This is a genomic window from Algoriphagus oliviformis, assembly GCF_017254915.1.
Classification (GTDB): Bacteria; Bacteroidota; Bacteroidia; order Cytophagales; family Cyclobacteriaceae; genus Algoriphagus; species Algoriphagus oliviformis.
This window is the reverse complement of the sequence record NZ_JAFKCT010000011.1, coordinates 82121-96004: the sequence shown is the minus strand read 5'-3', so window position 1 is coordinate 96004 and position 13884 is coordinate 82121. Positions and strand designations below refer to the sequence as shown.

Here is a 13884-nt window from a genome sequence, read left to right as displayed (position 1 = left end):
GCGACTTGTCTATGGGCGATAGCTATTTTTTTTGCCGCTCATCGGAACTTATCGTTAGCTGATCCGCTTTTGCTCATATATTTGAAAATTAGACATCAATCAATTCATTAATACAATGGCAAAAGCAATAGAAATCACTGATGCGAACTTTGAGGAAGTCATCGCGGGAGATCAGCCAGTCTTGGTAGACTTCTGGGCAGAATGGTGCGGACCGTGTAAAATGATCGGCCCAGTAGTGGAGCAGCTGGCATCAGAATACGATGGAAAAGCGGTAATCGGCAAAGTAGACGTGGATTCCAACCCGTCTGTGGCGCAGGCCTTCGGCATCCGCTCCATCCCTACCCTGCTTTTCTTCAAAGGCGGACAGATCGTGGACAAGCAAGTCGGCGCAGTGCCCAAAGCTGTCCTTGCCCAAAAATTGGACGCTCAACTCTAATTCTTAATTACACTTAGAGCCGAAAGCCGTAAAGTTCGCTTTGCGGCTTTTTTTTTACCTTCCGTCTTCCAGCCGGTCTAGGCTATCGATCCAAGCCAATTCTCCCTTCAAGCGGGCGATCGATGGACAATATCTTTATATTCACTCCCGAAATGGCCGAACAACTGATCACTTTGGAGGAATTTTGGGGTTTGAGGGAAAAACATCCCCTGCTCGACGCGCGCAGCGAAAGCGAATTTGCGCAAAGCCACATCCCCAGTTCGCACAATATCCCGATCCTGAATGATGCCGAAAGAAAAATCGTCGGCACGCTTTACAAGGAAAAGGGAGCGGAAGCCGCAACGATGAAGGGCTTTGAACTGGTCGGCCCGAGATTCCACGAGATCCAAAAGGAGGCGGCGCAGCTTTTTCCCGAAAAGAAAATCATCCTCTACTGCTGGAGGGGAGGCATGCGCAGCCAGATCCTGTCTTGGCTGCTGGGTATGGTCGGATTCCAGGTATTTCGCCTCAAGGGCGGCTATAAAACCTACCGGACCTACACCTTTGAGGAAGTCCGCAAGGATCGCCGTCTGATCGTGTTGGGAGGGAAAACCGGCACCGCCAAAACGCTCCTTCTCCAAAAGCTGGCGGAAAAAGGCGAACAAGTCCTCGACTTGGAAGGCCTTGCCAACCATCGGGGTTCGGCTTTCGGTGCCATCGGACAGCCTCCCCAACCCACGGTGGAGCAGTTTGAAAATCAAATGGCGGAGGAGCTGCGATACCTCGACCCGCAGCAAGCCCTGTGGATAGAAAACGAAAGCCGGAAAATCGGCAGGATCATCCTCCCCGACGGGCTTTTTGCCCAGATGCTACAAAGTCCGCTGATCGACTTGCGAAAGCCTATGGAAGAGCGCATCGCCCATATTGCCGACGACTACGCCGCACTTCCCAAAGAGGAGCTGATCGCTGCCGTCCTCCGGCTCAAAAAAAAGCTCGGCGGCCTCAGAACCCAAGAAGCCATTGCCGACATCCAGTCCGGAAACCATCCAGCCTGGATCTCCAACCTGCTGGTCTATTACGACAAAGCCTACGAGTTTGACCTGGAAAGACATGAAGCCGGAAAAATCCGGACAGTGGATCTGGGCGGCTTGACGATAGAAGAGCAGCTGGAATTGCTTGTGAAAATCAAAAACCAAACGAATGCAAAATCCCCCTACCCGGCTCACCGAGTGGAGTGAAGGCTCCGGATGCGGCTGCAAGATCGCCCCTGCCGTGCTCGACCAGATCCTTGGCGCAAGCGGATCTCTGACCCAGACTGACCCCAACCTATTGGTGGGCAACTCCCACAAGGATGACGCAGCCGTGTACCAAGTCTCCGGGGACTTGGCCGTGATCAATACCGTGGACTTTTTCACCCCTATCGTCGACGATCCTTTTGACTTCGGGATGATCGCCGCTGCCAACGCCATCTCCGATGTCTATGCCATGGGAGGAAAACCGGTCTTTGCCAATGCCATCCTGAGCTGGCCGGTGGAAAAAATCGCGCCCGAACTGGCGGCGAAAGTGATGGAAGGAGCGAAGAAAATCTGCCAAAGCGCCGGGATAGAACTGGCGGGGGGACATTCCATCGCCGCAAAGGATCCGATCTTTGGCCTATCGGTCAGCGGCACCGTCCATCCGCGCAAGATCAAGACCAACCGAGGAGCCAAGGTCGGCGACTTGCTTTTCCTCACCAAACCCCTGGGCATAGGCGTACTTGCCACTGCCCTGAAGCGACAAAAAATCCAAGAACAAGACTACCTGAACCTCGTCGATACGGCTTGCCGACTGAATTCCGTGGGGACGGTTTTGGGTAACCATGAGGAAGTCCATGCCATGACGGATGTGACGGGATTTGGACTGCTGGGCCATTTGATCGAGATGGCCGAAGGAGCCGGGCTTTCTGCCCAGATCGAGATCGCCAGGCTCCCCCTGATCGACGGAATCCAAGCCTACATCAACCAGTTTATCTTTCCCGACAACACCTACCGCAACTGGAATGCCTTCAGCCCCAAAACCAAGGGTGTGACCGGCATGGATCTGGTGAAGCTCTGCGACCCCCAGACCAGCGGAGGCCTCCTAATCGCCGTGGCGGAAGAAAACAAGGCGTGGTTTGAGGAGACCATGCAATTACAAAACCAGGCAGTTTGGGAGATCGGAAGGTTTTTGGATCGCGGAGAAGCTGTGGTGGAGGTGATCTAGCGTCAATCACCATAAAAAGCTCGCTTAAGCTTTTCTTTATAGGTAGGGTTTGCAGCATGTCCTAAACCAAGTTGTTTTCCATCTTTGACTAAAAAAGAAATGCTCGTTAGCTTCTTATCTACAATGTTGAGTTCTTTGAATTCTCCTTTGTAGTCGTGAAAAATGGGATAGGCAAACTTGTTTTCAACCATCCATTCTTTTAGCCCAACGGTATCATCTCCTGAATAATAGAAAATGTATTCCACTTCTGGAAAATCGGCTTGACTCTTTTCCCATGGGGAATTCAGAAAAGACCACTCGGTAAAGTTTGCCGCAAAGGTTACAACCTGGAATCTGCTGTCGATATCAGGAACCTCAAATTTGGTTGCTGAAACGGTCAGCACTTTTACATTGGGACTGTGATGCAGAGGCGTATGATCACTGCTTCGCCCTCCCTCTCCAGAACAGGCGCAGATCAGAGGCAGACAAAGCAAAGGATTAAATCTCAGGAATTTCCACATAGATGATCACCGGATTATCGTCTTCTGAGACTTGATCGACTTTGAGACGAGCCTCGTCTGAAAACTCAAGCTTTGTCTTGTTTGCCACCAAATGTGGTGCATAGGCAATAAACAGAATTTGGTCTCCCTCGATTCCCATAGGGCTCAGCAGGTGGCCATCCCGATCCCTGTCTACTTTCAGCTTTCGGGATTTTTTTGAGCGTTTGTCGAGAAGCACGATTTCCTTTCGGCTTATGCCCTCCTTTTGGATATAAATATCAAAAAGGGCATAGTCTCCATTTTCGGCAAGAAACTCGAAGTTGGCATATCCGTTGCCATCGATCATCTCAAAACCGGGGATAGCCTCCATTTCCCAAAATTCCGCAGGCACCGTCAGGTCGCCAAAATCGAAGGTATATTTTAGCTTTGGGCCATTTTCTTTGAGAACGAAAACTTCTGGCTTGAAAGATTCTTTGAAAAGTGCCTCCCCGTCGCCGTCGAAAAATGCCGCCTCGCCTAACGGGATCATTTTTTCGTGGAAGGTATTCTCCAGCTCGCTTTGAAGCAATTTCCCGTCCTTGCTTACTGAGCGCAGACGATGTTCCCCCGCCACTCTGTTGTAGCCAGAATACAGCCAATAGCCCTCTTGGGAGTTTTCCACGAAGGCGAAACAGTTGAACGGCAGCTGGGCTTTGGACTTTACCGAGTTATCAAAGTCATACTCGTATACCACCACTTCGTCTCCAAGATTGGACATGACTACCAATTGATCCTCTTGCACCAGAAAATCCACCAGATTGTAAATTTGGCTAGGGGCCTCACCTCTCTCTGCCACGGATCCCAGCGACTCCCCATCCCAGTCAAAGCCATGGATGGCATCCATATTAGCCTTATCCACGATCCAGATTTGGCTCTTGTTGTACTTTGCTCCGAGGTAGTTGCTCAGCAAAGGGGTGGAGTGAGAACTAAGAGGTACCGCTTTTGTGACGAAAAGCGGCCCGGAGTGCTCCGGAATATCCTCCAGCACCAAGACACCCTCCTCTCTCTGGGCACAGGATACAAAAAGCAGCAGGCAGAAAGTGAAAATTGACAGGTTTTTCATTCTGTTGGTTTGGAAAAAAGACTATCGTGAAACTAACAAAGTCCAAACGCCCCGATATATCACCCCTTAGAACGTAGGTTTTCTCAAGAAAAAACAATTCAAACCAACCACAAAGCTTTTAGTCCTTTTTTTTTTCTCTAACCAAGAATTAATCCAAAGGCGACACCCCGCCAGACACCATAAACTTCATCACGTCAGAGCTCTTCACGCCCTTGAGCGGGGTGACTTTCTCCCGCTTGACCAGGAAGACATTCCCGGACACGTTGTAGCTATGGGGAAAATATACCGCGACCATGTCCGGCTGCCCGATGACATCCAGGTTATCTTGCGTCAAAAAGCCCAACCTGGCCACCGATTCGCTCATCTGTACGATCACCGGTGAACTGAACTTTTTCTTGTCCCCGACAAAGGCACTCATCAGGTCCTTGATGCTCGTGTAGAGCAGGTTGACCAGTGGAATCTTAAATACCGCCCGCTCAAACCATTCAAACAGGGGCTTGGTAAAGAACAGGCTGGCCATGTAGCCTGCAAAAGTGATCAGACCAATGACCATGAGAATGCCGATTCCCGGAAATGGAACGGGAATCAGACCATCCAAAAAGACAAAGATGGCATAGATCACATAGGCAGTGACGGCCAAGGGTGTAAGCACTAGTAGCCCTCTCAAAAAGTAGGAAAGGATGCGTTGGTAAGTGAATTTCATATTCAGGTATTTTGCCAGCCAAGGTCAAAAAAAATGCCCAATCACAAGACTGGGCATTCAATTTTTTTATGGATGAACTCAATCCAACACTTTCAGCTTGACGCTTTTGTAGTAGATTACGCTCTCGGGATCGTGGGCTTGCAGGGCGATGGTGCCGGAGCTCAGCTTCTTGTCGCCAAGATTTCCGGCTCTTTTGGTGTCTTCCGCTTCCACGTATTCGTTGATCACCTTGCCATTGACCTTCACGGTGATTTTGCCGTCTTTCACGATCACTTCCTCCGTGTACCACTCGCCGTCCTTCACATAGACTTCTTTCACGTCTTGGAAGGAATACACGCTACCGGTCTTTCTCCAGTCGCCGTGGGATTGGTTTACCTGGATCTCATACCCGATTCCCGGCCAGCCGGTTTCCTGGTATTTGGTGTGGATGAAGATGCCAGAATTGGCTTTGGGCATGGTCTTCACTTCCACTTTCAGTTCGAAGTTTTTGAAGTCGTGGTTTCCCACAGGGCCATCGTAGAATGCATGGGCACGAGGGCCGGCGACTTTGATCGTCCCATCTTCTACAGAAAAGGAAGAGGGGCTATCGGTGGTCAGCTTCCAGCCGTCCATGTTTTTGCCGTTGAAAAGTTCCACCCACTTGCCTTTTTGGGGAAATGCAGCCAGGGAGACCGTGCAAAGAACCAATACTAAGAGTAGTTTTTTCATGTTTTTGGGTTGTAGGTTTTCGAGCGATCAAGATAGAGACTCTGGCTAAAATAGCTCCTACCGTTGGAAACAAAAAAAGGCTCCAAAGTGATGCTTTGGAGCCTTTTTCTAAAGTCAGATTTCGATTACAGGTCGATACCCATGAAAGACATGAAGGCGATCCCCATCAAACCAGTCAAAAGCATGGTAATGCCAAGGCCTTTCAGACCGTTTGGCACGTGGGAATACTTGATCTTTTCACGGATAGCTGCCAAAAGCACGATGGCCAGCATGAATCCTAAGCCAGAACCAAAGCCGTACACGGCTGACTCGGCAATGGTGTAGTCTCGCTGGGCCATGAACAGGCCGCCACCCAAGATGGCACAGTTTACCGCGATCAGCGGAAGGAAGATACCCAGCTGTCCGTAGAGCGCAGGGGAAAACTTCTCCACGATCATCTCCACCAGCTGCACGATACCTGCGATGATGGCGATAAACATGATAAATCTAAGGAAAGAAAGGTCGATGGAGGCCATGTCCGCGGAGATCCAGGTCAAGGCTCCCTCTTTCAATACAAACTCGTTCAGAATCCAGTTGACGGGTACGGTCACACCCAGTACGAACACTACGGCCGCACCCAGACCGATCGCGGTACTTACCTTCTTGGAAACCGCAAGGAAAGAGCACATTCCCAAGAAGTAGGCAAAAATCATGTTGTCGATAAAGATCGACCTAATACCAAGGCTAATTAATTCCATTTTTCTGTCGATTTATTAGTGTTCAACATATCCTGTTTTGGTACGCTGTACCCATACGATCAGTCCGAGGATGATAAAGGCTCCCACTGGAGTCACCATCAGACCGTTGGTAGCCAGGCTGAAGTCTGGACCGAAAAGACCAGAAACGTAATCAAACACAGGGATACCGAATACAGATCCTGAACCCCACAGCTCTCTGAAGAAGGCCACGGTCAGGATGATCCAAGAGTAGCCCAGGGCAGAGCCCAGACCATCCAGCATGGAGTCATAAGGCTTATTGCCCATGGCGAAAGCTTCCAGACGACCCATTACGATACAGTTGGTAATGATCAGACCGATGAATACGGAAAGCTCCTTGTACATGTCGTAGGCAAAAGCTTTCAACACCTCACTTACCAGCGTCACCAGCGTCGCAACCACAGCGAGCTGCACAATGATCCTCACGCGGGAAGGGATGGTGTTTCTCATCAGGGAGATTACCACGTTGGACAGGGCAATCACAAAAGTAACGGAAATGGCCATGACCAAAGTCGGCTGCATCTGCGTGGTCACTGCCAGCGCGGAGCAGATCCCCAACACCTGGATGGTGATCGGGTTTTCGTCTACCAGTGGATCGGCTACGATTCTTTTTCTTCGCTTCGAGAGCAGCGCTTCGGCCGGCTTTTTCTCGATCGCTTTTTCTAATGTTTCAGCACTCATTTTAATTGAATTAGGTGAGTTGAAAATGATTTACAGGCCAGCCACCGCTGATTGGGACTTCCCTTTGATGTACGCTTCGTAGTGGGTCAGATAGGCCTTCAGCATGTTGTTCACCCCGTTGCCGGTGATGGTCGCTCCAGACATCCCGTCCACTTTGTGCTCGTCGCCAGAATAGTCTTTGCCCTCGCCCTTCATCATCTGGACTGCTACCAGCTCTCCGGACTCGTCAAAGATCTTCTTGCCTACATATCTTGCCTGCACCTCACCCTCGGTGATTCTGGCGCCTAGACCCGGAGTCTCACCCGCGTGGGCCAGTGTGATACCTGCGATGGTATTCATATCCGTTTCCAAAGCGATATAGCCCCAGATGGCATCCCAAAGACCTGCGCCATACAGCGGCAGGATGTAGGACTTCACCTCTGCAGGATTTCCTTCCGCATGGAATATAAATACCGGGTAGGATCTCTGGTCAGCTGGCTTCTTGTAGTCTTTGGCAATCTCCACCTTCTCTGCAGTGACGCCACCATCGGTGATTTCCTTGCCGTTGATGTCGACTACAATGGAGGAAATGTTGTTTTCGTAAAACTCATTGACCTGATCAGGGCTCATCGCTCCGATCTCTTCGGCACTGATTACCGCGCCAAGAATCTGCTTCTTCTTGTCCAACGCGATGGCCTTCTGCTGTCTTGGCCCCAAAAGCTGGGCGGAACCTGAGAGCAAAAGCCCCAGGATAATGGTCAATACAGCGGAATAAACAATTACGTAAGTATTAGACTGTTGCACGTTGTAACCTCCTTGTTTTGTTTGCTTTTACTACATAATAATCGATCAGTGGTGCTACCACGTTCATGAACAGAACCGCAAGCATGATCCCCTCAGGATAGGCAGGGTTGGTCACTCGGATGATGATGGTGAAGACACCGATCAGGAATCCATAGATCCACTTGCCTGTCTCGGTCTGCGCCGCGGATACCGGGTCGGTAGCCATGAAGACGATACCAAAGGCCAAGCCGCCCATCACCCAGTGGTACTGGGGAGGAAGCGCCATATATTCGTTGACAGCCAGGAGATTCATTACCGTGCCCATCACATAAGCACCTGCAAATCCGGAAACGATAATCTTCCAGCTTCCCACTCCGGTCGCGATCAGAATCACCGCACCCACCAGACACATCAGGGTGGATGTCTCACCGATAGATCCTGGTATCCAGCCCATAAACATGTTGGAAAGGCTATACAGCCCCTCGCCGACGACGGAGTTGTGCTGGTTGAGGGCGTCTACCGCATTGGTGTTTTGCACGCCGGCATTGTAAACTACAGAAAGGGCAGTAGCACCGGAGAAGCCATCCACTGGCGCCTTGTCAGACAGGTACGTCCAAACTTGGTCACCGGAGATATTGGCTGGATAGGCAAAATAAAGGAACGCACGGGCAGTCATGGCCACGTTGAGGATGTTCATCCCGGTACCGCCAAAGACCTCCTTGCCGATCACTACGGCGAAGATGGTCGCCAGCGCAACCTGCCAAAGCGGAATATGCGGAGGCATCACCAGGGCGATCAGCATTCCGGACACCAGGTATCCTTCGCTGATGGGGTGATTGCGCACCACGCAGAAGATAAATTCGGTCAGCAATCCGACCCCATAGGTCACGATCAGAATGGGCAATACGGACATTGCACCAAAGAGCGCCTTGTCCACCCAGGTAGCGTCCTCGCCGATAGCCAGGAAGTGCTGCTCGCCTACGTTGAAGATCCCAAAGAGCAAAGTCGGGATCATGGCGATCACTACGGTGATCATCACCCGCTTCAGGTCTGTTGCATCCTTGATCTGTGCTCCTTTGGCTTTGGTCGTCAAGTCCGGCGCGAAAACGATCGTTCTATGGCCTTCGTAGAGGGTATGAAACTTTTCCCACTTGCCTCCCTTTTCAAAGTTCGGTTTTAGATTGTCGAAGAGTTTTTGTAATGCCTTCATATCTTAACTATACATTAATAATTCAATCCCGTGTCTTACCAACACCTGCAATTCATTTTTTGAAGGATCTACAAATTCGCAAAGGGCTACGTCCTCTTCCACGATTTCATACAGGCCCAGCTCCTCCATCTCGTCATAGTCCTCGGCGATGATGGCCTTAAACAGATAGGTAGGCAGGATATCCATAGGAAGTACTTTCTCAAATTCCCCGGTCACCACAAAAGCGCGCTCTTCACCGTGGGTATTGGTGTCCACCTTGAACTCTCCCTTGTTGAGGAAAGAGAACATACCCAGGGCTCTGTGGAAGCTCAGCTTGGAAGTGGTAGGCAGTAGCCAGCCCAAAAACTCCTCTTGGTCGCCCTCAGGGATTACCGTGATCTGGCTGTGGTAGAAGCCCAAGAATCCGTCAAGGTTCACTTTCTCTCCGGTCAGCACGTTGCCGGAGATTACCCGCACGTGTCCGGAGTTGAGGTTTCCTTTGACAAAGCTGGAGACGTTGGCACCTGTGTAGGTTTTCACGAAGCCGGTTTTGGTCAGCTCAGAGCCAGTCAGCGCAACTACTCTGGACGCATCGTAGATGCCTTCCAGCACGGCCTTGCCGATCTGCACGACTCCGACAGGACTCACGGTCCAGGCGATTTCGCCTTTGTTGATCGGATCGAGGTGGTGGATCTGCACGCCTACGTTTCCGGCAGGGTGTGGACCGGAAAACTGGTTGATCTGTGCATTTTTCACTCCGGAGAAAATCGCCGGTGCAGGCTTGGAGCCATCCACGTTCACATGGACTTTGCCTTTGGTGAGCTTAGCCAGCGCGTCGATCCCTGCCTGGAAGTACTTCTCCTGACCTTGGAGGGTGAATCCGTAGTCCGGAGCCAAGGGGTTGGTGTCAAAGGCAGAAACGAAGATCGCCTTGGGGCTGTCCGCCGGATTGGCCACTACTCCGTACGGACGCTGGAGGATGTTTGGCCATACCCCGGTGGATGCCAGCTGGGCAGCTAGGGCATCACGATCCTGGGTGAGGTCGATCTTTCCAAAGTTTTCGTGGGTGATGGTTTGATCCGCCAGAATCTTGATCTCGAGAAGCTTCCTTTTGTCGCCTCGCTTGACTTCTACAATCTCACCGGAAACCGGGGCTGCATAGATCACCTGATCCATGGCTTTGTCGATCAGTATGGGAGTGCCGGCCTTTACCGTATCCCCTTCATTGACAAGAACTTTAGGGCGTTGGATCCCCGGAAAGTCTGTCGGCTTAATTGCGAAGGTCGTTGCCGAGGCTAAGTTGGCGATCTCCTGGGGAGCCTTACCCACTAGCTTCAAGTCGAAACCTTTCTTAAGCTTCACTATTTTAGACATATCTGTTTTTGAACTATGAGCTTGTGAAAAACGCCCCAAATCTAAAGAAAAACCTTTTGATATGGAGAGTAAGTCACATTAATTGTTCGAACTTTTGATTACGCGGACAGGCGGTGAAATTCAGGCATGAAGGCTCTTTTCCTCCAAGCCTTCCACATAGGACTTGACCTGCTCCATCAGCCACATCGGCGTGGACGTGGCCCCGCAGATTCCCACCTTGTCCTCTGGATGAAACCAGTCTGCGCTGAGCTCGGTCTCATTCTCGATGAAGTAGCTGCGTGGGTTTTCAGAGAGACAGACCTGGTACAGCGCCTTGCCGTTGGAGCTTTTCTTGCCCGACACGAAAAGGATCACGTCGTTTTCCTGGGAAAACTTCTGCAGCTGCGGCTCCCGATTGGACACCTGCCGACAGATGGAGTCGTTGGCGTTGAAATCCACCTCGTTGAGCTCGCCTTTCGCAGCCTTGATCCGGCTCCCGATTTTGTCAGAAAGCTGGTAAAAGCCTTTGGTACTCTTCGTCGTCTGGCTAAACAGGGTCACCGGCCGGGTGTAGTCGATCTTTTCCAAATCGGAGTCTTCCATCACCACCACGGCCTTTTCCAGGGTCTGGCCGGTGAGGCCGATGACTTCGGCATGGCCTTTCTTCCCATAGATCACGATCTGGCCGTTTTCGCGCTCCATCTTGTCAAAGGCGTTTTTGACCCGATGCTGGAGCTTGAGCACCACCGGGCAGGAGGCATCGATGAGCTCGATGTTGTTTTCGATGGCTGTTTTGTAGGTCTCGGGAGGCTCTCCGTGGGCGCGGATGAGCACCTTGCAGTCGTGCAGCTCCTGCAGCTGCTCGCGGTCGATGACCACGAGGCCCTTCGCGCTCAGCCGGCTGACTTCCATGTCGTTGTGCACGATGTCTCCCAGACAGTAGAGCGTGTCGCCATTCCCCATCTCGTCCTCCGCCATCTTGATGGCAAATTCGACTCCGAAGCAGTAGCCCGAATTTTTGTCAATGCTTACCTGCATAGCTTTCTTGTTTTTGGATGATCTCCCTGGCGCGGTCGACGATGGCCTTCACCTGCTCGTCAAAGCTAATATCACTGGTATCCACTTCCATGGCATCTTCCATTTTTTTCAAAGGCCCCTCCGCCCGGGTGGAGTCCACCTGGTCTCGGGAAGCGAGGTTTTTCTTGATATCTTCCAAGTCCACCAGCTCGCCTTTCTCCAAAAGCTCCGCTTGGCGTCGGACCGAACGGGTATGCAAGTTGGCGGTCATGAAGACCTTCAGCTCCGCATCGGGGAACACGACCGAGCCCACATCGCGGCCGTCCATGACCACGCCTTTCTTTCGGCCGAGGCGCTGCTGCTGGGCAACGAGCTCACGGCGGATTTCCTTGATCGTGGCGATCTGGCTGACATTTTCCGACACACGCATGGTGCGGATTTCGTCCTCCACGTTCAGTCCGTTGAGGTAGGTCTCCTGGATGTTGGTCTCGGGATTGAGGTGGAACGAAATCTCCAGGGTCTTCAGGCCCTTTTCCACGTCATGCGGGTTGGAGGCGAGGAGGTAGTGGTTCAAAAAGTGCAGGGTCGCCGCTCGGTACATCGCCCCCGAATCAATGTAGGTGTATCCTAGTGCTTTGGCTACCGCTTTGGCGGTGGAGCTTTTACCACAGCCTGAGTAGCCATCTATGGCAATGACGATTTTCCCCATTAAAGAAACCAGTCTTGTTTTTGGCGTATAATTTTGCGCAAATATAGTAGTTTTAATCCAAACCCTTTTCCCAAAGCGGGATTCACCAAAGCCCGAAGTCCCCGAAAAGACTCCCCTTTTTGATCTTTTGCCCATGAAAATCCAAGGAAACCTCGTCGACATCCCCCAGCGAAAAATCTATCCCGCAGAACTGTCCGTCTCCGAGGGGAAAATCACCGAAATCCGCGAAATCCCTGCCCAAGAAGGCCTCCCCTACCTCATGCCCGGCTTCATCGATGCCCATGTGCACGTGGAGAGTTCCATGCTGGTTCCTTCGGAATTTGCCCGGCTGGCGGTCGTGCACGGCACGGTGGCGACCATCTCCGATCCCCACGAGATCGCCAACGTCTGCGGCATGGACGGAGTGGAATACATGATCGAAAACGGCCAGCAGGTGCCCTTCAAGTTCTATTTTGGAGCGCCTTCCTGCGTACCGGCCACTCCCTTCGAGACGGCGGGCGGGGAAATCAGCGCCGCAGACATCGAAAATCTCATGGCGCGGCCCGAGATCCGCTACCTCGCCGAGATGATGAACTGGCCCGGCACGGTGCATCGGGATCCGCTGGTGATGGAAAAGATCCAAATTTCCCAGAAATACGGCAAACCTATCGACGGGCATGCGCCTGGACTCACTGGCGAATTGGCCGAAAAGTACGTCAGCGCTGGCCCCAGCACCGACCACGAGTGCTTCACCTACGAAGAGGCTTTGGGCAAAATCAAGCTGGGGATGAAAATCTCCATCCGCGAAGGCTCCGCGGCCAAAAACTTCGAAGCGCTCATCGACCTGATCGACGACTATCCCGAGATGATCCTGTTCTGCTCGGACGACAAGCATCCGGACAACCTGGCCATCTCCCATATCAACGAACTGGCGGCTCGGGCTGTCGCCAAGGGAAAAGACCTCTTCGACGTGCTGCGGGCGGCCTGCCTGAATCCCATCGACCACTATTCCCTGCATATCGGACAGCTGCGGGAAGGCGACGCCGCGGATTTTATTTTGGTCGAAGACCTGAAAGACTTCCAAGTCATCCGCACCTACATCGATGGGGAAAAAGTCGCAGAAAACGGAAAAACCCTTATCCCGCAAGTCAAAAACGACCTGATTAACAATTTCAATTGCCTCCCCAAAAGCCCGGAGGATTTCCAGCTCAAAGCCCAAGGCGGCAAAGTCCGCGTGATCGAAGCCCTAGACGGACAACTGATCACTCCGGAAATCCATGGGGAAATCCGAGTCAAAAACGGCTTTGCCGAATCCAATCCCGATCAGGACATTCTAAAAATCACCGTCGTCAACCGCTACCAAGACGCTCCGCCGGCAGTCGCCTTTATCAAAAACTTCGGGCTAAAAACCGGAGCTATCGCCTCCTCGGTAGGACACGATTCGCACAATATCATCGCAGTCGGCCTAGACGACGAGTCCATCTGTCGCGCGGTGAATCTCATCATCCAAGCCAAAGGCGGCGTATCGGCGGTAGCTGGAGAAAAAGAAGACATCCTCCCCCTTCCCGTCGGTGGCATCATGGCTGCCTCGGACGGGTACGAAGTCGCCGCTGCTTACACCCGCATCGACCGAATGGCCAAGGAAATGGGTTCGACGCTGGCCTCGCCCTTTATGACCCTGAGCTTTATGGCCCTGCTGGTGATTCCGGACCTAAAACTGAGCGACAAGGGATTGTTTGACGGGAAGAAGTTTGGGTTTACGGAGGTTTTTAAGACCGGCATTTAAAATCC

General features: G+C 51.9%; 15 protein-coding genes. 4 read left to right on the top strand and 11 right to left on the bottom strand.

Features of this window, described 5'->3' with window-relative positions; genetic code table 11:
• Positions 1–115 precede the first annotated feature (115 nt).
• The 3 genes from trxA (at position 116) to selD (ending at position 2656) form a co-directional block, all read left to right on the top strand.
• The gene (gene trxA, locus J0A68_RS20210; protein WP_206569750.1) at positions 116–436 is read left to right on the top strand and encodes a thioredoxin; all 321 of its coding nucleotides are present in this window, start codon (positions 116–118) and stop codon (positions 434–436) included.
• Between the two features lie 152 nt (positions 437–588).
• Positions 589–1653 (top strand): tRNA 2-selenouridine(34) synthase MnmH, encoded by a 1065-nt coding sequence (gene mnmH / locus J0A68_RS20205; protein ID WP_206580063.1) that lies wholly within the window; start codon positions 589–591, stop codon positions 1651–1653.
• On the top strand, positions 1616–2656 hold the full coding sequence (gene selD, locus J0A68_RS20200; protein WP_206580062.1) for a selenide, water dikinase SelD: 1041 nt from the start codon (positions 1616–1618) through the stop codon (positions 2654–2656). Before mnmH ends, selD begins: the two co-directional genes overlap by 38 nt.
• A gap of 2 nt (positions 2657–2658) precedes the next feature.
• On the opposite strand, the gene J0A68_RS20195 is transcribed toward selD, so the two are convergent.
• The 11 genes from J0A68_RS20195 to cmk all read right to left on the bottom strand — a co-directional run bounded on the left by J0A68_RS20195 (position 2659) and on the right by cmk (position 12114).
• The gene (locus J0A68_RS20195; protein ID WP_206580061.1) at positions 2659–3156 is read right to left on the bottom strand and encodes a hypothetical protein; all 498 of its coding nucleotides are present in this window, start codon (positions 3154–3156) and stop codon (positions 2659–2661) included.
• The gene (locus tag J0A68_RS20190; protein WP_206580060.1) at positions 3134–4237 is read right to left on the bottom strand and encodes a DUF4934 domain-containing protein; all 1104 of its coding nucleotides are present in this window, start codon (positions 4235–4237) and stop codon (positions 3134–3136) included. Before J0A68_RS20190 ends, J0A68_RS20195 begins: the two co-directional genes overlap by 23 nt.
• 148 nt (positions 4238–4385) lie before the next feature.
• Positions 4386–4940, bottom strand: a complete 555-nt coding sequence (locus J0A68_RS20185; protein ID WP_206580059.1) for a DUF502 domain-containing protein — start codon at positions 4938–4940, stop codon at positions 4386–4388.
• Between the two features lie 78 nt (positions 4941–5018).
• The gene (locus tag J0A68_RS20180; protein ID WP_206580058.1) at positions 5019–5648 is read right to left on the bottom strand and encodes a 3-keto-disaccharide hydrolase; all 630 of its coding nucleotides are present in this window, start codon (positions 5646–5648) and stop codon (positions 5019–5021) included.
• 125 nt (positions 5649–5773) lie between these two features.
• Entirely contained in the window at positions 5774–6385 is a 612-nt protein-coding gene (nqrE, locus tag J0A68_RS20175; RefSeq protein ID WP_206580057.1) for an NADH:ubiquinone reductase (Na(+)-transporting) subunit E, read from the bottom strand.
• Between the two features lie 15 nt (positions 6386–6400).
• Complete coding sequence (locus J0A68_RS20170) at positions 6401–7084, bottom strand: NADH:ubiquinone reductase (Na(+)-transporting) subunit D (protein WP_206580056.1); 684 nt, start codon at positions 7082–7084, stop codon at positions 6401–6403.
• Between the two features lie 30 nt (positions 7085–7114).
• Complete coding sequence (gene nqrC, locus J0A68_RS20165) at positions 7115–7867, bottom strand: NADH:ubiquinone reductase (Na(+)-transporting) subunit C (RefSeq protein WP_206580055.1); 753 nt, start codon at positions 7865–7867, stop codon at positions 7115–7117.
• Positions 7854–9056 carry an NADH:ubiquinone reductase (Na(+)-transporting) subunit B gene (locus J0A68_RS20160; RefSeq protein WP_206580054.1) on the bottom strand — a complete coding sequence of 401 codons (1203 nt, stop codon included), beginning with the start codon at positions 9054–9056 and terminating at the stop codon, positions 7854–7856. Before J0A68_RS20160 ends, nqrC begins: the two co-directional genes overlap by 14 nt.
• Before the next feature lie 3 nt (positions 9057–9059).
• Positions 9060–10409: a Na(+)-translocating NADH-quinone reductase subunit A gene (locus J0A68_RS20155; protein WP_206580053.1), complete on the bottom strand. Its 1350-nt coding sequence runs from the start codon at positions 10407–10409 to the stop codon at positions 9060–9062.
• A 120-nt stretch (positions 10410–10529) separates the two neighbouring features.
• Complete coding sequence (locus J0A68_RS20150) at positions 10530–11426, bottom strand: 4-hydroxy-3-methylbut-2-enyl diphosphate reductase (RefSeq protein ID WP_206580052.1); 897 nt, start codon at positions 11424–11426, stop codon at positions 10530–10532.
• A complete protein-coding gene (gene cmk, locus J0A68_RS20145; RefSeq protein WP_206580051.1) occupies positions 11410–12114 on the bottom strand; it encodes a (d)CMP kinase in 705 nt (234 codons plus the stop codon). Before cmk ends, J0A68_RS20150 begins: the two co-directional genes overlap by 17 nt.
• Before the next feature lie 133 nt (positions 12115–12247).
• On the opposite strand from cmk, the gene ade reads away from it, so the two are divergent.
• A complete protein-coding gene (gene ade / locus J0A68_RS20140; RefSeq protein ID WP_206580050.1) occupies positions 12248–13879 on the top strand; it encodes an adenine deaminase in 1632 nt (543 codons plus the stop codon).
• Positions 13880–13884 lie beyond the last annotated feature (5 nt).

What these genes read in the sequence shown, in the direction of transcription:
- nqrE (WP_206580057.1), bottom strand. Translation starts at nt 6,385, where the DNA reads ATGGAATTAATTAGCCTTGGTATTAGGTCGATCTTTATCGACAACATG.
- J0A68_RS20155 (WP_206580053.1), bottom strand. Translation starts at nt 10,409, where the DNA reads ATGTCTAAAATAGTGAAGCTTAAGAAAGGTTTCGACTTGAAGCTAGTG.
- J0A68_RS20190 (WP_206580060.1), bottom strand. Translation starts at nt 4,237, where the DNA reads ATGAAAAACCTGTCAATTTTCACTTTCTGCCTGCTGCTTTTTGTATCC.
- J0A68_RS20160 (WP_206580054.1), bottom strand. Translation starts at nt 9,056, where the DNA reads ATGAAGGCATTACAAAAACTCTTCGACAATCTAAAACCGAACTTTGAA.
- mnmH (WP_206580063.1), top strand. Translation starts at nt 589, where the DNA reads ATGGCCGAACAACTGATCACTTTGGAGGAATTTTGGGGTTTGAGGGAA.
- J0A68_RS20185 (WP_206580059.1), bottom strand. Translation starts at nt 4,940, where the DNA reads ATGAAATTCACTTACCAACGCATCCTTTCCTACTTTTTGAGAGGGCTA.
- ade (WP_206580050.1), top strand. Translation starts at nt 12,248, where the DNA reads ATGAAAATCCAAGGAAACCTCGTCGACATCCCCCAGCGAAAAATCTAT.
- J0A68_RS20170 (WP_206580056.1), bottom strand. Translation starts at nt 7,084, where the DNA reads ATGAGTGCTGAAACATTAGAAAAAGCGATCGAGAAAAAGCCGGCCGAA.
- J0A68_RS20195 (WP_206580061.1), bottom strand. Translation starts at nt 3,156, where the DNA reads ATGTGGAAATTCCTGAGATTTAATCCTTTGCTTTGTCTGCCTCTGATC.
- J0A68_RS20150 (WP_206580052.1), bottom strand. Translation starts at nt 11,426, where the DNA reads ATGCAGGTAAGCATTGACAAAAATTCGGGCTACTGCTTCGGAGTCGAA.
- cmk (WP_206580051.1), bottom strand. Translation starts at nt 12,114, where the DNA reads ATGGGGAAAATCGTCATTGCCATAGATGGCTACTCAGGCTGTGGTAAA.
- selD (WP_206580062.1), top strand. Translation starts at nt 1,616, where the DNA reads ATGCAAAATCCCCCTACCCGGCTCACCGAGTGGAGTGAAGGCTCCGGA.
- J0A68_RS20180 (WP_206580058.1), bottom strand. Translation starts at nt 5,648, where the DNA reads ATGAAAAAACTACTCTTAGTATTGGTTCTTTGCACGGTCTCCCTGGCT.
- trxA (WP_206569750.1), top strand. Translation starts at nt 116, where the DNA reads ATGGCAAAAGCAATAGAAATCACTGATGCGAACTTTGAGGAAGTCATC.